Below are 18,666 nucleotides of genomic sequence, written 5' to 3' on the forward strand. Positions count from 1 at the left end.
TGCCCGGCTGCAAGGAGCCGTTCATGTATTCTATAGGGTGTAAACGAATATCGTTTAACTATTCTTGGCCGTGGCAGTGTTTATACTTTTTGCCGCTGCCGCATGGACAAGGATCGTTGCGGCCGATTTGGTCGGAGACTTTTACCGGACGCTTCTCAGCAGGTTCTCCGCTAGTCGAGATTTGGCTCTCTTCCACTACCGCTTGACGTTCCTGATTGCTCTCAATTTGAGCTCTCATCACATAAGTTGCTACCTCTTCCTGAATCGAAGCAATCATCTGATGGAACATTTCGAAGCCTTCAAATTGGTACTCACGCAGTGGATCTGTACCGCCGTATGCACGAAGGTGGATACCTTGACGCAGTTGATCCATCGCATCGATGTGGTCCATCCATTTGCTGTCGACTGCACGAAGCACAACGACTTTCTCAAACTCACGAACCATCTCTTCACCGATACGCTCTTCACGTGCATTGTACTTCTTCTGCACTTTATCAAACAGGTACTCGATGATCTCTTCGGCTTCCTTGCCCCACAGATCGTCTTTGGTGATCGCACCATCGTCCAGCAATTTGCTGTTCATGTAGTCAGCCACTTCCTGCAGTTCCCAGTTCTCTGGAATATCGTCACTGCAGTGTGCTTCAACGATGCGTTCAATGGAAGGTTTGATCATATCCATAACGATCTGTTTGATATTTTCGGATTCAAGCACTTCGCGGCGCTGTTTATAAATAATTTCACGCTGTTGGTTCATGACATCATCATATTGAAGAACGACTTTACGTACGTCAAAGTTGTTTCCTTCAACACGCTTCTGTGCGGACTCAACTGCACGGGTGATCATCCGGCTCTCAATCGGTTGGTCCTCTTCAAAGCCAAGACGCTCCATCATGTTAAGGACATTGTCTGCACCGAAACGTCTCATCAGCTCATCACCAAGTGACAGATAGAACTGTGTAGAACCCGGGTCACCCTGACGTCCTGCACGTCCACGCAGCTGGTTATCGATCCGGCGTGATTCGTGACGCTCTGTACCGATGATATGAAGACCGCCCACTTCGGCTACGCCCTCACCCAAGATAATATCCGTACCCCGTCCAGCCATGTTGGTTGCGATCGTAACCGCACCTGCTTGACCAGCTCCAGAGATAATTTCTGCTTCTTCGGCATGGTACTTGGCATTCAGTACCTGATGTTTCACACCACGGCGTTTCAGCATATCGGAGAGACGCTCGGAGTTCTCGATCGATACTGTACCGACCAAAACCGGCTGGTTTTTGCTGTGGCGTTCTACGATCTCTTCAACTACAGCTTTGAACTTGCCATCGATGCTCTTATATACGACATCTGCCATGTCATTCCGTTTGTTCGGACGGTTGGTAGGAATCTGCAATACTTCGAGGCCGTAGATTTTCTTAAACTCTTCTTCCTCGGTTTTCGCGGTACCCGTCATCCCCGCAAGCTTGCGGTACATCCGGAAGTAGTTCTGGAATGTAATTGTAGCGAGCGTCATGCTCTCGTTCTGTACCTCGATGCCTTCCTTCGCTTCAATCGCCTGGTGCAACCCGTCACTATAACGACGACCAGCCATCAGACGGCCTGTGAACTCATCGACGATCATGACTTCTTCTTCGCTGACTACGTAGTCGACGTCACGACGCATGATTACATTCGCCTTCAGTGCCTGTACGATGTGATGGTTAAGCGTAACATTGGCGTGATCATACAAGTTCTCAATGCCAAATGCCTTTTCCGCCTTAGCCACACCGCCTTCAGTCAAGGCTACGGATTTCACTTTGATATCAACTGTAAAGTCTTCTTCCGGCGTCAGACGTTTCACGAAACGGTCTGCTGCATAATACATATCCGTAGACTTCTGTGCTTGTCCAGAAATGATCAGAGGCGTACGCGCCTCATCGACCAAGATGGAATCCACCTCGTCAATGATACAGAAGAACAGCGGACGTTGTACCATTTGCTCTTTGTAGAGCACCATGTTGTCACGCAGATAGTCAAACCCGAATTCATTGTTCGTTCCGTACGTAATATCACAAGCATATGCATGCTGTTTCAGCGCATGGTCCATGCCGCTCAGGTTAACCCCTACCGTCATGCCCAGGAATTCGTAGATCTGTCCCATTTCCTGACTGTCACGCTGTGCCAAATAGTCATTGACGGTAACGACGTGTACCCCTTTGGACATCAATGCATTCAGGTAAACCGGGAGAGTTCCCACGAGGGTTTTACCTTCACCCGTTTTCATCTCGGAGATGCGACCCTCATGCAAAGCAATACCACCAAGCATCTGTACGTCATAATGACGTTTGCCCAGAACACGGCGGGATGCTTCACGTACCGTTGCAAATGCTTCCGGTAGAAGCTCGTCCGTTGTTTCCCCTTTTTCGATACGGGCACGGAATTCCTCGGTTTTGGATTTCAGTTGCTCATCAGACAATGCCTGAAATTGTGGTTCCAGTTTATTGATCACATCGACCGTCTTCATCAGACGTTTAACATCACGTTCGTTCATGTCGCCGAAGATCTTTTTGACAAGTCCTAGCATGGTATACCCCTTTCGTGCAAAACAGAATAGACCCCCTGCTGCCGCCATGCGACACCATCGGATGGATATGTGCATCCACTTGCCCGGGGGTGACAAACGATATAAAACATTAATATGGATGAATCAACTCCAGGCTTGACCAGGGTTACTCATGAAGCTGATTCGATATTCACGGACTCGCTCCTTGCATAATAAGGGCAATTCCAAACCTTACGAATCATGTTCATGGTGCTGTGCCTGTCATTGATTATGATTAGCGATCATTCGTTGACAATTCCTCATCAGGACAATGATTCTCTTGCATAAATTGTAACAGTTTGTAAGGGTCGCCGCAACACGCCGAGGCATACTTCTTGGAACTTCTGGAGCCTCTTCGTACACGTTTAAGTGCAAAAAATCATAGCCGTTAGCGGAAGCCTTTCTTTTCGCTGCTATATTTTCAGATCATATGGTTAGTTCAAGAAAATGTTCGTGGTAAAATTGGAACCTTTTCTCAGTTTACTGAGTCTATCATAAAACTCCATTATTTACACATTAAGAGTGTAAAAGTTCAACTTTTTAGTGGGCAGCACTCCTGCTTCCTACTCTCTATTAGACGCAGCTGCATGGGAAATAGTTTCATAAACTTAATTGCACAATTTTCCCGGCTGCGTCCATGCAGAAAAGAGCCCCATCCCGTATGGGACAGAGGCTCTTGTTAGTTTGTTCATTTAATCATACAGGATACTAAGATGTCCTCCTGTAGTCCAATTTTCGTAAGTACTCATTTTAACCTTTAATGGGTCATTCAGCGTCATCGTACATAGGTGATTAACCTTGCTCGATTAAACCATATTTCCCATCGTTCCGTTTGTACACGACGCTGACCTCTTCATTCTCAATGTTGGAGAATACGAAGAAATTGTGGCCGACCATGTTCATTTGGAGGATTGCCTCTTCCACGTCCATCGGTTTCAACATAAACCGCTTGGTCCGTACCACTTCCAGATCATCGTCCTCTGTATCCATATCCAGTTCAGCAGTAGCTACTGTACCTGTCGGATCTTCAACGAAGAGGGTTTTCAAGCTGCCTTCCTGGCGGAACTTCCGGTTAACTTTCGTTTTGTGTTTACGGATCTGACGTTCCAACTTGTCCACCACAGCATCAATGGAAGCGTACATATCGTCGCTCTCATCTTCAGCGCGGAGCACAATGCCTTTCAAAGGGATCGTCACCTCAACCGTATGCAAGCCTCTCGTCGTGCTCAATGTAACAGCACCGTCAGAGTTAAGGGGTGCATCGAAATACTTCTCGAGTCTACTCAACTTTTTGTCGACATAATCTTTCAAAGCATCGGTAACCTCGATTTGTTGACCTCGAATACTTAAATTCATAGGGCACTCCTCCTTTTCCTTTGCCACTTCATTATAACACGAATGTAAGCGCCATGTAAAAACTCCCGGTGACCGAATCATGACATCTGTTCAAGTCACATCTGCCCACCTACGTGTAACGCCATATTTCGCGATATTTCATCATATTTAGGCGAAATCTCGTATTTACAAGATTTTAATATTAGGCGCTTGATGATGTAATTAACCGTTTTCCTCATTCCTCAATCTATTATGTAATATCTTAAAATGAATCTATTAGAAAAACAAAAAAAGACCCCGGAAAACCGGAGTCTATTGCTAGCGATAATTCAATTGGTAACCATCTAACCATATATGTAGGTCGGATTGTCCGGATGATTATAATTTGATTACGTTAGCGGCTTGAGGTCCACGTGCGCCTTCGACGATGTCGAATTCTACGGATTGACCTTCTTCCAAAGTTTTGAAGCCTTCGGATTGAATTGCGGAGAAGTGTACGAATACGTCGCCGCCATCTTCAGTCTCGATGAAACCGTAACCTTTTTCTGCGTTGAACCATTTTACTTTACCTTGCATGCACTAACATTCCCTTCGTCATCAAATGAAGTGAAGCTCTGGCCAAGACCTTAGCCCACAATTCAGACTATACCATCCAGACTTATCCATTGTCAATTGGTAAAGAAAATGTTTTATTGGTATTATTTTGTAGATAATTGTTGAATAATCTCTTAATCTTTGCAGCTTTTATTATATTGTGCTCACTCAAAACCATAAATTATCCACCTTTTCAGACATTCACTTATAGAAAGAGGGGTTAATCAATTCTTGATCAGTAAACTTAAATGGCCCATAGAGGAATATTGCTTCTCTGTAAGGAACTCAATAATATTTTTCACATATACATTTGTGTGTTCAGATGTCTTAGTAAACGACTGAATTAACTTTAAAACTATATCTGTGGTCAAACCTTTATGTTTTATCGACATGCCGATAAGAAGAAGCTTTAGCAGTACATAATGACTTACCAATATAATATAGACCTTAAAGATGTCTCTACTTTCACTTTTAGGGAACAAATGTGAATAAATAAAGTTAACAGCGTAATTTTCAAAAATATACTCATGTTCATCCATGAAGGGTTTATAATAGGATGAATAACCATCTTGATAAAAATCAATCAGATCTTTTTTCTCAGTTGCAGCCTTGTGCTCTTCTAATCCGTCCAAATAATCTTGCACACAAGACGCAAATCTTGCATTAGAGCCTATGTTCCCAAGATTTTTAGAAATAATATTGTTTAGCGTAATAAATTGAAATTCATGATCTTGTGGAAAAGTCCCATAGTCTTGTAACTCTGCATTATTATTGATCATCTCTTTGAAATTTTCAATCAAACCTTTAATATCACTTTCACTTTCTAGCTTTTGATTGATCAACCGTTGCAGTTGTTCACAGAACAAACCCATTATGATTAGCCTATGTGGGAAACTGTAATTCCGATTTTGAATGATTTCAATAGCAAAAATTCGGATATCCCAGAAAAAATTCATGAATGTGGGATTTGGCTGATCAGTAATAACCTTACCCTTTGATTGAGCATTTTTTTGCAGCATGGCCTCAGTATGTGTAAACTCCATTTTTTCAGGATTTAACAATGCTAATCTGGCCGCTTCCGGACATGACATCACCGCCGAGATTTCCTGTTCATTATTTACCCAAAATATATTTCGGGGATACGTGGCACAAATAGGAGCCAAATATCTCTCTCCAAGTGTTGCTTGTATGGTACATAGCTTTTGTTCGTCTAACATGGAACAACATCCGGTGGTACCATCCATTTTCATTCTTGCAAACTGTTCATTGGTTCTTGAAGGGGTATCAACCTTTTCAATACCTGTTCTAAAGCTTTCTCTTAACGCTTTCTGGGGAACATTAGTAAGATTAGTGTAGGTTGTTTTATCAATTTGCACCTTCCATCCTATACAGCAACTATCCTCACATTCAGTTCCAATACATTTAAAATCTAACATATATTTCGGTACAAGCGCTGATGAATTATTCATAATTATCCCACTCCTCAATCACGATTTTGTTTGCTAATTATTTTATATTAATAAAATAAATTGAGATTTAATGTTTTTAAGACTTCTCTTCTATAAAAATGATTAACTTATCAAAGCATCTAAAGATTTATTCATAGTTTAATATCGGCATCCACGACTCAGATAATTAACTCAGTTAAAGAGTAAAAAACAAAAAAACCGAATTTTCAAAGAAAATTCGGTTAACTTTATCACTTTCTATCATCGATGAATAAGCTGTCTGGAATGTAAGTTGTCTGATATGCAACCTGCTGAGCTTTGATTGCACCCTGCTTCTCCAGGAAATCAGAAGCTTCATTTTTAAAGAATTCCATCCGAGATTTTATTAGAGAATCGTAGCTAAGAATAGACACAATCTGTTCTTTTTCTTCTTCAGTAGGCTTCTCTTGGAGGAACAGAAGTTGCTGAACAAGTAACTCCCTCTCCCCCGTAAAGCTCTCCAACTCTTCATACGTCACTTCACTTAACCTATCTACCATTTGAACAGTTAATAAGGCTAATTTAATTAGGACTTCCTGAAAATTCATGTTTAGCCCTCCGCTATCATCCCAGGTGATCTGGCCACCTCTACCCATGCTTCTCTCAGTTCAGAAAGGTGCTCCAATACTTCCATAGCTATATCCTTATTCTTTTTAATATTAGCTTCTACGAGCCGATTCAACATATACTCATATATGGACAACAAGTCAGTAGAAATGGCGTAATTAAAGTTTAAAGATGCAATTAATTCATTAATAATGGCTTGAGCCTTACAGAAGTTATTGTTAGCCTTCTCTATATTCTGCTCATCCACACCATCAATCCCTATATTGACAAAACGAATGGCTCCATCATATAACATAATCAGTAATTTAGGTTTAGAGGCAGTCTGCGCTTGCGTCTGTTGATACTTTTGATACGGTGAAGTAATCAATTATATTGCCCTCCTTATAATCAAGACAAGAAGCTGGTAAGTGATCCAGAGATACTATTATACTTGTTAATTGCCACTTCCATGGCGGTGAACTGCTTATAGTACTGTGATTCCTTCCTTGTCATGAGACTGTTCATAGTCGTAATTCGATTGTCAATATTTCTAAGTTCTACTCCCATTAAGCTGGTAGCCAGAAATGATGCATTCAAGTCACTATTTGTTTTCGAAGTTCCCGCTTTTTGGGCCATGCTTTCTAGCGAAGTTGAGGAAATCTTCCGCAACCTTGTATAAATGCCGTCCGTGGCATCATATCTTTGGCTTGTTCCGGATGAGCCAATTTTGCCCGAACTAAATGCATTAGCAACAACATCCGGGTCTGAAGCAATAGCCTGTTTTAATTTATCTTCATCCAAATACAGCTTCCCTTTTTCAGACCATGTTCCTGTAGTAATACCAAGATCGGCAAGATTTATTTTTTTTCCATTACCAAGATCAATATCCTCGATAATTGCTGATCTCATGTCTGAAATTGCTTGTCTTAATATACTATCGTTTTTCAACATCCCGCTCTTGGCTTTATCTTCCCAGAGCTTGATCTCATCTTCTTTCATATCCTCTTTTTGTTCCGAAGTTAGCGGTGTATATTTCAAATACCTTTCTTCATCACTCTTGCTATTGAGTGCTGCCAATATTTCATTATATGCAGTCACAAATTGTTTAACGTTATCTACAATTTTATCAGTATCCTGTACCACTTCAATTTTGGAAGATTGCCCAGTAGAATGGACTCCTGTCAAGTTAATTTCTACACCATTCAATGTAAAACGGTTAGATGTTTGCTGCATGGAAATTCCATTAACTGTTAATTTAGCATTCTGTCCACCTGTTGGTGGTGCCAAATTGAATTGATCAATAATATCACCACTAAAACTGAGTTGTGCATCAGCTCCTGTGGCTTTGTTTGTTAATGAAAGCTTACCCAATGTTGGGTCATATACAGCTGTCACTCCAGCATCCTTATTGTTGTTGATTTTAGCGACCATGGAATCAATTGTATCTGCAGCATCAATGTTTATATCAACATCGTTTATCGTAATCTTCGTTTCGGTTGAAATGTCGGAAATGAGAGTAGATCCTGATTTATTACCAATACCAGTAGTACTTACAGTACTCGCCGCCTTAGCTAGTTGTTGTACACTAATATCAAGCGAACCCGTACTCGCGGATCCTGTAGCTGAAGCAGATAATACACCAGCTGTTCCACTAACTTCAGCCTTTTTTGTTTGTGTAGAACTGCTAAGACTCAAATTCATTAAGTTTGTATTCGAGAATGTAATTAGCTTTGAACTAATTTCTCTATAACCGTCACGTTTCCATTCAACCAATTGCTTTTGTTGATTAAGCTTGTCTAATGGTAACCTTTGGGCTTTCATTAGTTTAGCTACCATTGAATCAATATCCATACCTGAAGCAAGACCTGTGAGTCTCATAGTTTGATATCCTCCTTAAATTTTTTCATCAATAATCAATCCCGTAATTTCCATCATTCGTGCTGCTAGATCCAAAATTTTTTCCGGAGGAACTTCACGAATCAAATCCCCACTTTCCTTATCTAACACTTTGATCATAATTGTATGAGTTTGTTCATGCATAGAAATCTCAAATGCCTTCTGAGGCCCTTGAATTGCACGAATCGCTTTCTGAAGATCAGCAATTATTTTTTCTTGGTCCATAGGAGCATTGCCTGTTGTAGGGGTTCTAATCTTCTGGTTTTCCTTTAAATCAGAAGAAGATCCAGTTGATAAAGCGGACGAGTGGCCAGTTGAGAGTATAGAATTTAATGAAGATTGTGTTGATAATTTCGTATCCATATTTCATCCTCCTATTATCATCCAAATTGATTTAAAAATGCCGGTATGTAGTTTCAATTACTATATATATCGGTTAAATCTTGACTTAATTTAGGCTAATATAGAGAAATCCCAAAATTCATCCTCAAAACGCAACAAAAAAGAGGCCTTGAAAATCAAGACCTCTGAGTTGATTGTATATCTTAACGAAGCAAGGAAAGAACGCCTTGTGGTGCAGAGTTTGCTTGTGCCAACATGGATTGGGAAGCTTGCAACAAGATGTTATTCTTGGACAGAGCAACCATTTCCTTAGCCATATCTGTATCACGGATACGGGATTCAGCTGCAGTCAAGTTCTCAACAGTAGTACCCAAGTTGTTGGAAGTGTACTCCAGACGGTTTTGAACAGCACCAAGTTTCGCACGTTCAGTGGATACAGATTTGATAGCCGTTTCAATATCAGTAGTAGTTTTTGAATTATCTAGACCTGCGAAATCAGTAGTATCAATTGTACCAATAGCAATGTTTGTAGTACCGTTGTCGCTAACGATGATATTAGCACCACCAGTGATACTCATGCCATTGAATTTCGTAGTAGTCATGATTTGGTCGATTTGACCTCCCAGTTCATCCAACTCTGCATCAATGTTAGCTTTATCTTCTGCTCCATAAGTTCCGCTCGCTTTTTGAACATTCAGTTCTTTCATACGAGTCAACATGGAGGATACTTCGTTCATCGCACCCTCAGCTGTTTGTACAAAAGAAATTCCGTCTTGAGCATTACGTTGTGCTTGCTCCAGACCACGAATTTGGCCACGCATGGACTCGGAGATGGACAAACCAGCAGCATCGTCAGCAGCACGGTTGATGCGCAAACCAGAAGCCAGTTTCTCCATGTTTTTGCTTGCAGCTGTGTTATTCAAAGTCATGTTACGGTGAGTGTTCAAAGCTGGTACGTTGTGATTGATAATCATTGTTTATTTCCTCCCTGAAATGGTTATATGCCCACATCCATGTGGTATTAGCGTCTTCACAGGTCGGCCGCCCTGAGGATTACCGCCTTAATATATATATCGACGGCATGACATAATTTGTTTATAGTAATCTCAACTTTTTTTCTAATTTCTATCTCACATTTTAGGATTGAAGTAACTTTTGAGTAGAATCATTTGTTTTTCCCAAACTCTTCTATCGATTTTTGCAGTGTTTCCAGATGCATCGCCGCATCTTGATTGTTTTGTTCAATCGCGTCAAGAACTTCCTTACGATAGATATCAATATCTCTTGGAGCTGCTATACCAATTTTCACATTCTCTCCATCTACGGATAGCACCGTCAGCACGATATCTTCTGAAATGACAATGGATTCACCCTTTTTCCGTGTAAGTACCAGCACTAGATGTCACCATCCTTGCTAAGAGAATCTTCATCTTTCCATAATGCATGTTTAGTTGTGTATTCTGTATCTTGCAGCACAATCTGTTTGCCTATCTTTTTTTGTTTATTGAAAACAATTGGAGCCAGCAAGTTTGCGGTTGCGTTTCGAATCTCATCGTGTAGTGTGACAATACATCGAACTCCTACGTCATCTGGATCTGTTACACCCAAATCTTCTACGTTTTCAGGTGAAAGTTCAAACTCATATTCCGGATGAAAATCAAATGGATTAACGGTTACAAAGGCTACTGCCGGTTCTTTAACTGAACTGAAGAGACTGAACACTTCGTCATGCTGCTGCAAATCAAACGTTTTTAGTTCTTCAAATCCTGGAATTCCTTTAACAAAAGTATATGTTTCTTTTAAGGTCTGCTTTTCAGTTGTACCAGCTTTATTGTCCTGATTCATTTTGTTCACCCTCCTAATTAGTAAAAAAAGCTACGGACTGTTCTCTGTCCATAGCTTACGGTGTATCTATGATTAAAATCAAATATTACCTCATAAAGTCCATTAGTGTGGGTTGCATGATTTGAGCAGAAGATTTAAGAGCTGCTTCATAAATCGTCTGTGCGGACGAAGCCTGAATCATCAAGCTTGCAACATCAGCGTCCTCAATTTTGGATTGAAGAGTTGTGAAGTTCAAGCTTTCATCGCTTAAACGATTCTGCACTAATTGAACTCGGTTACTACGAGCACCTACTTCTGATAAGCTGGATTGCATTTTTACTGACCTAGATTCTATATTCTGTAACTCTTGCTGTGCAGCAGCCTGATCACCACTTGCCAATGCGGTCGAAAGATTATCAATAACTTTAAATATGTTGTCAGCTTCACCTTTACCCCCGAAAAAATCTGAGCCGGAAGTGTTAATTTGAAAACTGACCTGCTCACTGATCGAATACATAACGGCTTGGTTATCGGTCTCAACATCATAATACTCTGTTACACTAGAGGATAGTTCGTAAGGCTGTTTATCATAAGTTTGTCCGTTAAAGATATACTTTCCGCGAATTTGGGAGTTTCCAATTTCCGCAAGGTGCTTCTTCAGTTCTTCTACTTCAAGATTAACCGCTTCGAGTCCGTTATCCGGAAGGGTACCATTAGAACCTTGAACAGCCAGCTCCTTTAACCTTTTCACTACATCCAAAGCTTGCTGCATATTTGAATCCGTCGCATCCAGCCAGCTAACAGCTGCATCCGTATTGGATTGATACTGCTCATTAGCCGCGAGCTCTGCACGGTAACGGAGCGCGTAAGTCACTCCGACTGGATCGTCAGAAGGTTTATTGATTTTGCGCCCAGTGGAAATCTGGTTGGACATGTTATCCATTCGGTTCAGGTTGCGGTTCAGGTTACTGAGCATCTGAGTGCTCATCATCCCTGAGGTTACGCGAATAGCCATTATTGGTTACTCCTCTCTATTTCTTAGCGACCGACTACACCAGTGCTGTTAATCAGTTTATTTAGCAATTCATCATAGGCAGTCATGAATCGGGCAGCTGCACTATACGCGTGCTGGAATTTGATTAGGTTACTCATCTCTTCATCGAGTGATACGCCACTTACGGATTGGCGATTCAAGTCAACCTGCTCCGTGAGGAGTTGAGCATTTTGTGCCTGACGGTTAGCTTCTTGGGTCTGGACACCAAGTTGTCCTACAATTGCGCCAAAAAAATCATCTACCGTAGTCGGTTTGGACAGTCCAGTACCAAAATCGAATTTTATATCTTTTAATCCAGCCATGGCCAGTGCCAAGCTGTTATTCCCCAGAACTACACTCTCACCTGTACCTGTTCCCGTTGTACGCATCGAAGTTGCAATGTTATTTGGATCATTCTGAATATCCGTACTTAAGGTAATGTTCCCAGCCGTGATCGTTCCTGAGCCATCTTTGGTTGTAAAGAAGTCTCCACCTGCTGTTGGTGTGTTACCACTAAGCGTATAACCCAGTTTGTGTAGTCCATTAATCCCTTGAACCGTCACTTTCAAATCAGATGTTAGCGTTCTATTGTTATTGGCATCGGAATAAGTCACGTTGTTGAAAACCGTACCGCTAGGCAATACGGATCCAGCAGGAATGGTAATCTCAATATCCCCGGTTGCGAGCGTATTCGCCAGCTGATCGATCTGGTTGCGATAGTCTGCCACATATTGATCACGGGAGTGAATCATTCCGTAAACTTCGCCACCCGTTAGCGTTCCCGCTTGATAGGCGTTCTCCAAAATATCAGCTGTTACAGGAACAACTGCTGCTCCGGTAACGGCTACTTGGCCTGCAATCGTTACCTGGTAGCCGCTATCCAGTTCTGTTATCTGAACGCCAGCAATCTTGGACAGCTGGTCTACTGCATAATCGCGTTGGTCACGTAAGTCATTGGCATTGTCCCCAAGCTGCTCCACTTTTACAATGTTGTTATTCAGATCCGCGATGGACTGCAGATATGAGTTAATTTCGGTTGTTTTTAATGAAACGTTGTTGGTCAGATCGTTAGTCAGTGCATCCAATTGGAGACTGATCTGATTCAAACCATCTGTTAGCGCTAACGTTGTTTCCTTCACGATCTTGCGGTTAGTAACATCCTGCGGGTCTTGGCTAAGATCGGACCAGGAGTTCCAAAAGTTATTCAGAACGGTACGAATCCCCGTATCCGAAGGCTCATTCATAATCGTCTCGAGCTTTTCCAGTGTGCTGTTCCGGATTGTCCAGCCTCCAAGTGATGTATTTTCATTACGGAACTGGCCATCCAGAAAAGATTCACGCACACGCATAATGGAGTTAAACTCAACCCCTGTTCCAAGCTGACCTGGAGATGTCGTGCGATAAAAGGCCACAGCGTCAATCGGATCTGCCGCAGTCATGTTAACGACTTGACGCGAATAACCCGGTGTATTTGCATTGGCAACGTTATGTCCTGTAGTGTTCAAAGCGGCGGTTTGCGTAATTAAACTGCGTTTGGCCGTTTCAATTGAATGGAATGTTGAAGCCATGTTGTTTTTCCCCCATTATTAAGCCCGAGTATCAAAGAGTCCGGAGCGAGCCATACCGTAAGGCTTCTCTGAAGGATTCTGATAAGTGGCCTCTGATTCAGAATGAAATGACATTGTCTCAATAAAGAAGTCGATGTACGATAGTGACTGTTTGATCAGCTGTTGGTTGGCTTCATTCAGAAACTTCACCTTTTGCAGCACATCCGTTAATGAGGTTTGAGCCTGGAGAAGCTTCTTCTTCTCAGCCGCATCAAAAACGAGTCTCATTAGCTCACTAATCGTTAGATTCAGTTTCGACTTGATGCCACGTTCCTCCAGGAACTGATGGACGGCCTGAAGTCTCTGCTGCTCGATCAATTCAATTTTTTTAGCCAATTTGGATTCTTGATTGATCAGAGCGATCAGTGTCTCGACTTTGTTGGCCACAACCGCTTCCTTCTTTTGTTCTCCCAATACCAGCATATCCTCATGTGCGGCTTGCAGCTGTTCAAGTACATCGATTATTGATTCAATTGCCATGTGTCCTCCTATTGATTAGGGAAGTTCTTAAAGTATGGAGCGAGCTTCTCAGCGAGCTTCTGGCTGTCTACTTGATACGTTCCCGAATTTACCTGTTCCTTCAATTCCTGAATGCGCTGCGTACGTGCTGCATCCTGTGTACGACTTTGATCTTCAAGCATCTTCATCGCCTCCGGAGAAATGGATACTTCGTCCTTACGGCGGCTTTTCTTAGCGTCAGCCTGCTGATTGGATTCAATGTTCCTTTGGTAGGAGTTAATAGCACCAATTCTATTCGGTTCATTGATTTTCATACGAACTACACTTCCTTCGCCTTTGGATTTTTACATTATCTTTATCATAGCGAACAATTCGGATAATAAAAAAAACCGATAATCTTTAATAAGTTTATCGGTACGTTCTAAAACATTTGTTATAGCAGGAACTGCATTTAAGCCCTCGTTCCTATGAATCCCGCAGTTTGTCGACAGCATTGTAGGCTCGTCCGCCTATATTGCCATTATCCTTCTGACCTACCTCACGTGCTGCCCCAGCCAAGTCTTTCGTTAAGCGATTACGGCATGAGTCACACATATGCCCTTCCCGGATTAGCGTTCCACATACCTCACAAGGATACATCATATTCGGGGCGTTTTCGATGGAAATCCGTCCCTCCCGGATGAACTTGGTGATCTGCTTGATGGAAATCTCCGTTGCATCCGATAGTTCCTGTATGTTAGTGCCTTTATTTTCCCGCAAATAATCTACGCAAGTCTGATATTCCTGTTCTATTTCCTTAATGCAATTCGAGCAAACATCCCGAAAATTCAATGCATATAATCTACCACAGCGAGGACAATTACCCAGATTCATCGCTCAAACGCCCCTCTCAAACTTCCTCATTCCGATGGATAATACCTATACATTACCTTATTTTCTCGCACCAAGTCCATAGTCTATTTGCGCATCAAGAGGAGCAAGAATGCGTACATACGCAAATTTTCAGAAAATATTTTATGGCTATAATTGAATAATTCCTATAATTTCCTCATTGTGAAAAAGGTTTTTTCTTTTATTTCATGATAATCTATTACATCTCTAAAATTCAAACTCTCCTGTAATCTTAAATATTGCTATGATCGCGCTAATGTGAGTGTATAGATCTCTACTGGAATGTCACCTGTGACAGCTGCATTTAAAATAACCTTACCACACGCGTCCATGGTGCTGCCCGTTGTGTAAATATCATCGATTAATAACAATTTAAGTGGACAAGAATGTTCTCTAGCAGAATTAGATTCTGCTTTGCCTATGTATAGGTCCCTTAAAGTATCCATTATGCCGGGGCTTATTGAAAAAGCTTCCTTCATCGTCTCAATCCGTTCGCCACGTGTCTTGAAGCTCTGCTTCGTGGTGTTGATCCGGCGCTGCAGCAGATCAACTACGGGTAGACGGCAGGCTGCGGCGAGTCCGGAAGCGAGCCGCTCGGCCTGGTTGAAGCCGCGCTCGGCAAGGCGCTCGTTGCTGACGGGGACGTAAGTCACCACGTCAGGCCGCCATCGCGGCTTGGGGCTTGGGAGCAGCGACTTCGGTTGGCGTGTCGCTGCTTGAGGGTTGGCGCGGACGGCTGTTGATGCGTGTGCGCCAGGCGATTGAACTCGCGCGTAAGTTGACGCGCGCGGATTCGGTGGATGTATGCTGGCATCCACCGGAGGTAGAGCAGAGGTGGCGAGATGAGCCACGGAAGCTTGGGTTTCTTTTGCCGCTACCAAACTCAGTTCTTCACTCATGGCTTGAAAGGCTTGAATGAGAAGTGACGTTAACAGCTGTGCGTAGCGCTCGTGGCCCCTGAATTTGTACATGCCGATCCATTCTTTCATAAGAGCATTGTATTGGACGGCACTGCGGTTGCAGATAAACGAACGATTGGCCATATGTGGGCGGATGCAGTCCGGACAACCGATAGCACGACCACAACGCAGACAGCGGATGGAGCGAATCCATGGGATCTGCTGAGCGCATCGTGTGCAAATCCCCGGGTAGGTTGGAGACAGTACGGCACGAGTGCCACAGGTCAGGCAGGTTGCCCCAGGTGGAGCAAACAGGTTATGTAGGCGATGCGTCAGTTGGTGAACAAAGTCAGATATGTTGTTAAGCGGATTAAACATGATGCCAGCACCTCCTTGAATGGAGTGAATTTAAGATTGGTTCTGCTCGTGCAGGTAGCCCTTGCGATGTGCAATGGTGTTCATTTTCCGGATCTGTGCCACTGCCTTGACCTGAGAACGGGTGCGCCGGGAGGATGCAAAGACGACTCTGCCTGCCGGATCATCCATGGAACGCCCTGCTCTGCCCGCCATCTGTACCAGTGAAGCCTCATCGAAGAGTCCATTATCTGCATCCAAAATAAATACATCGCTGCGCGGAATGGTCACTCCCCGCTCCAGAATGGTGGTCGTTACCAACAGACGGATGTCTCGTTCGCGGAATGACATGACTTTACTTGCCCGGTCCGTATCTTGGGATGAAGTCCCTTGGATATGGATTTTGGGGAATATGCCCCGCATCAGGTTAACAAATGCCTCAATCTGGGCAATGCGCGTTACAAATACAAACACCTGGGCATCACGCTGCAAGGAGGTTTGGATGCTATTCTTCAGGGCAGCGGGAAGGCTCCGTTTTTTAATACATTCAGCAACAGTCGGTATCTTGATCAACTGCGGAACGGGCAGAGGATAGCGGTGAAAGCGTACCGGTACCCTAGCATGAGCAAGTTTCCGCTGTGATACTTCTTTTTGCAGCCGGGCTGGCGGGGTAGCAGACAGATATATGAAATTCCCATCCGGCTTGCAGGAAGCTGCCGCGGCATGAGCGAGCATGGGATCATTGTGATAGGGAAAGGCGTCGAGCTCATCAATGATGACCAGATCGAATCCTTGGTAAAAACGCATCAACTGATGCGTAGTGGCTAGGGTGAGCTGTGCGTCTTTCCACCGCTCGGTACTGCCTCCGTATAAGGTGGCCAGCGTAACGTCAGGAAAGGCTTTGGCCAGCCGGGGCGCAAGCTCCAACACCACGTCTCTACGCGGCGTTGCTACAAGCGCTCGCCCGCCACGCTCCAGTGTATGCTGGAGCAGCGGGAAGATCATCTCGGTCTTGCCGGCCCCGGTCACGGCCCACAGCAAGAACCGCCCCGGCCCCTCCTCTGCGGAGGTAGGCCGGGCCAAATACGCCAGCGCCGCAGTAGCTGCCGCGCTCTGCGCTGCGCTAAGCCCCCACCGGGCGAGCCCGCCGCCGGTGGCAAGAGCGGCCGTGCCCCGCACGGCCGCAGGCGCTGTGCTGCGCAGCAGCAGCGCACAGGCACGGCTGCGCCCCAATGCGAGGCATGCCTCGCAGTAGGCGCACGCCGCCAGGCCGCAGGCAGCGCAGGGCACGCGCTGCCTGGCAACGCTGCCGCACCGGCGGCAGCGGGGCGCGCCTTGCGCGCTGAGCCACGCGGGCTGGCGGCGCGTGGGCAGTTCCAGGGCGGCTGTGATGCTCAGCCGCCCGTGCAAACGCGCGAGCTGCGCAGCCGCGCGCCAGGAGGCCAGCTGCGGGACGGTGTCCGCCAGCAATTGGCGGCCGCGAAGCCGCTCAGCAAGCAGAGCTGCGCCCTGCTCCAGCTGAGCCCACCCTTCGGCGGGATAAGCAATAGGCATCCCGCCCACCCCAGCTCCCCTGAAGGCAGCAGCAATCCCACTTGTCCCAGCCCTACGTTCAGCTGCAGCTATCCCCGCTTCTCCCCCCAAACCTGCACCTTCTTTTCTGGCTGCTTGTTCTCCCGACAGCTTGTCATACTCCTCCACTTTACGGCGCGTATATGCCAGCCAATGTCTCTCATTCCACTGATCCATTCCGCGCTCTGGCTCAAAATGTTCAACCAGCCATGACGCCTGACTTAGCGGCAACGCTTCATCCAACAACAACCAGCTAAGCACCTGCTGACCACTCACACCTTCCAACCACCAAGTGACATCCACCCGCAGATCCAAGGACAATAGCATGTTCCACCTATCCCTGACTCGGCACACATAGAGCGCAACTCTCATCCCATCTCCTCCTCAAACTGAACTTCCATTTGAACGCAAAAAAAAGCACACGCTTACCCGGCTTTCTGCCGGAGCATGTGCTTCATGTCCTGATTTCATCCAATGTCTTATCTTATTGTCTTTTTACTATATCAATTGCTCCAGTGCAGGACAAGCTTTTAGGAATTTATAATTCATGTTTTAGGCCCATTTTACCAAATTAACGAATACCCCAAATCAATCTCATAAAGTGCGAAACTTTTTCCAATCGGTACCGTCTATACTTTTAAGTTAAGATGTACGGTTTCAAATTGCTTCTTACATCAAACTCAGCAGTTCAACATCCAATCAATAACCATAGATTGCATAAAAACCCATTTTTAATTTAACAGCAGACTTGACTACAATGAACAAAAAAAGATTACAGCTATGCTGTAATCTTCATGTGGATCTATGGAAACCAATTCGATTCAGGCTTTAAATAAAAATTAATGCTCAGGCTCACGCAGATCAATAAGTCGAAACGTACGATCTCCATTTGGTTTTGGACGTTCCATATCGGGTGGTACAGCTGCCAGGTATGAAGGCTCCAACCCCTGCTTGCGCATTAGCTTTTCAATAATCCGAACCGTTTCCGATTCCATACGATCAGCAACAACTGTCAATGTGAAGCTCTTTCCACGGTAAAACAGCTCCCGGCAAAGTGCTCTTACAACGCCTTCGATCCGCTGTTCCTGATTGGAAGGAATGAGCAAAATCTGCTCGTAACCCTCGGGTTCCGGACGAGAAAGATGACGCTGGTGCATGGCATGAACGGCCACTGCCGCCAGGAAGTATATGAGCAGAATCATAGTCAAATGAGCAACCATGGCAACTGCACCTCCTCGGAAGGTCA

At 44.3% G+C, this 18,666-nt stretch carries 20 protein-coding genes; 1 reads left to right on the plus strand and 19 read right to left on the minus strand.

Features of this window, described 5'->3' with window-relative positions; translation table 11 throughout:
* Positions 1 to 58: 58 nt before the first annotated feature.
* The 17 genes from secA to PIL01S_RS28175 all read right to left on the minus strand — a co-directional run bounded on the left by secA (position 59) and on the right by PIL01S_RS28175 (position 15,251).
* Positions 59 to 2,563, minus strand: a complete 2,505-nt coding sequence (secA, locus tag PIL01S_RS28095; protein WP_127541018.1) for a preprotein translocase subunit SecA — start codon at positions 2,561 to 2,563, stop codon at positions 59 to 61.
* An 810-nt stretch (positions 2,564 to 3,373) separates the two neighbouring features.
* Complete coding sequence (gene hpf / locus PIL01S_RS28100) at positions 3,374 to 3,937, minus strand: ribosome hibernation-promoting factor, HPF/YfiA family (RefSeq protein ID WP_127541020.1); 564 nt, start codon at positions 3,935 to 3,937, stop codon at positions 3,374 to 3,376.
* Positions 3,938 to 4,294: 357 nt separating this feature from the next.
* A complete protein-coding gene (locus tag PIL01S_RS28105; RefSeq protein ID WP_024631599.1) occupies positions 4,295 to 4,492 on the minus strand; it encodes a cold shock domain-containing protein in 198 nt (65 codons plus the stop codon).
* 242 nt (positions 4,493 to 4,734) lie between these two features.
* On the minus strand, positions 4,735 to 5,979 hold the full coding sequence (fliB, locus tag PIL01S_RS28110; protein ID WP_127541023.1) for a flagellin lysine-N-methylase: 1,245 nt from the start codon (positions 5,977 to 5,979) through the stop codon (positions 4,735 to 4,737).
* 230 nt (positions 5,980 to 6,209) lie between these two features.
* Complete coding sequence (locus PIL01S_RS28115) at positions 6,210 to 6,545, minus strand: hypothetical protein (RefSeq protein WP_127541025.1); 336 nt, start codon at positions 6,543 to 6,545, stop codon at positions 6,210 to 6,212.
* Positions 6,546 to 6,547: 2 nt separating this feature from the next.
* The gene (gene fliS, locus PIL01S_RS28120; RefSeq protein ID WP_127541027.1) at positions 6,548 to 6,931 is read right to left on the minus strand and encodes a flagellar export chaperone FliS; all 384 of its coding nucleotides are present in this window, start codon (positions 6,929 to 6,931) and stop codon (positions 6,548 to 6,550) included.
* Positions 6,932 to 6,951: 20 nt separating this feature from the next.
* Complete coding sequence (gene fliD / locus PIL01S_RS28125) at positions 6,952 to 8,421, minus strand: flagellar filament capping protein FliD (protein WP_127541029.1); 1,470 nt, start codon at positions 8,419 to 8,421, stop codon at positions 6,952 to 6,954.
* A gap of 15 nt (positions 8,422 to 8,436) precedes the next feature.
* Positions 8,437 to 8,802: a flagellar protein FlaG gene (locus tag PIL01S_RS28130; RefSeq protein WP_127541031.1), complete on the minus strand. Its 366-nt coding sequence runs from the start codon at positions 8,800 to 8,802 to the stop codon at positions 8,437 to 8,439.
* Between the two features lie 182 nt (positions 8,803 to 8,984).
* Positions 8,985 to 9,755 (minus strand): flagellin N-terminal helical domain-containing protein, encoded by a 771-nt coding sequence (locus PIL01S_RS28135; protein WP_127541033.1) that lies wholly within the window; start codon positions 9,753 to 9,755, stop codon positions 8,985 to 8,987.
* A 191-nt stretch (positions 9,756 to 9,946) separates the two neighbouring features.
* Positions 9,947 to 10,177 carry a carbon storage regulator CsrA gene (gene csrA / locus PIL01S_RS28140; protein WP_076287620.1) on the minus strand — a complete coding sequence of 77 codons (231 nt, stop codon included), beginning with the start codon at positions 10,175 to 10,177 and terminating at the stop codon, positions 9,947 to 9,949.
* Positions 10,177 to 10,626, minus strand: coding sequence for a flagellar assembly protein FliW (gene fliW, locus PIL01S_RS28145; protein WP_127541035.1), 450 nt, complete (start codon positions 10,624 to 10,626; stop codon positions 10,177 to 10,179). The genes csrA and fliW overlap by 1 nt, the downstream gene beginning before the upstream one ends.
* Positions 10,627 to 10,711: 85 nt before the next feature.
* Positions 10,712 to 11,620, minus strand: a complete 909-nt coding sequence (gene flgL / locus PIL01S_RS28150) for a flagellar hook-associated protein FlgL (RefSeq protein ID WP_127541037.1) — start codon at positions 11,618 to 11,620, stop codon at positions 10,712 to 10,714.
* Positions 11,621 to 11,643: 23 nt separating this feature from the next.
* Positions 11,644 to 13,206, minus strand: a complete 1,563-nt coding sequence (flgK, locus tag PIL01S_RS28155; protein ID WP_127541039.1) for a flagellar hook-associated protein FlgK — start codon at positions 13,204 to 13,206, stop codon at positions 11,644 to 11,646.
* An 18-nt stretch (positions 13,207 to 13,224) separates the two neighbouring features.
* Positions 13,225 to 13,725 carry a flagellar protein FlgN gene (locus PIL01S_RS28160; protein ID WP_127541041.1) on the minus strand — a complete coding sequence of 167 codons (501 nt, stop codon included), beginning with the start codon at positions 13,723 to 13,725 and terminating at the stop codon, positions 13,225 to 13,227.
* Positions 13,726 to 13,733: 8 nt separating this feature from the next.
* The gene (gene flgM, locus PIL01S_RS28165) at positions 13,734 to 14,018 is read right to left on the minus strand and encodes a flagellar biosynthesis anti-sigma factor FlgM (RefSeq protein ID WP_076287615.1); all 285 of its coding nucleotides are present in this window, start codon (positions 14,016 to 14,018) and stop codon (positions 13,734 to 13,736) included.
* Between the two features lie 151 nt (positions 14,019 to 14,169).
* Positions 14,170 to 14,577, minus strand: a complete 408-nt coding sequence (locus PIL01S_RS28170; RefSeq protein WP_095291363.1) for a TIGR03826 family flagellar region protein — start codon at positions 14,575 to 14,577, stop codon at positions 14,170 to 14,172.
* Between the two features lie 260 nt (positions 14,578 to 14,837).
* Complete coding sequence (locus PIL01S_RS28175) at positions 14,838 to 15,251, minus strand: ComF family protein (protein ID WP_127541043.1); 414 nt, start codon at positions 15,249 to 15,251, stop codon at positions 14,838 to 14,840.
* 294 nt (positions 15,252 to 15,545) lie between these two features.
* Between PIL01S_RS28175 and PIL01S_RS28180 the strand changes: the two genes are divergently transcribed.
* The gene (locus PIL01S_RS28180; protein ID WP_127541045.1) at positions 15,546 to 15,818 is read left to right on the plus strand and encodes a hypothetical protein; all 273 of its coding nucleotides are present in this window, start codon (positions 15,546 to 15,548) and stop codon (positions 15,816 to 15,818) included.
* Between the two features lie 84 nt (positions 15,819 to 15,902).
* Here PIL01S_RS28180 and PIL01S_RS28185 read toward each other — a convergent pair whose 3' ends face one another.
* Together PIL01S_RS28185 and PIL01S_RS28190 are read right to left on the minus strand one after the other, a co-directional pair.
* Positions 15,903 to 17,747: a helicase-related protein gene (locus PIL01S_RS28185; RefSeq protein WP_307721012.1), complete on the minus strand. Its 1,845-nt coding sequence runs from the start codon at positions 17,745 to 17,747 to the stop codon at positions 15,903 to 15,905.
* A 512-nt stretch (positions 17,748 to 18,259) separates the two neighbouring features.
* Positions 18,260 to 18,666: hypothetical protein (locus tag PIL01S_RS28190; protein ID WP_218029863.1), on the minus strand; the 407-nt coding region annotated here is incomplete at its 5' end.

The organism is Paenibacillus illinoisensis NBRC 15959 (genome assembly GCF_004000925.1).
In the GTDB taxonomy this organism is placed as follows: Bacteria; Bacillota; Bacilli; order Paenibacillales; family Paenibacillaceae; genus Paenibacillus; species Paenibacillus illinoisensis.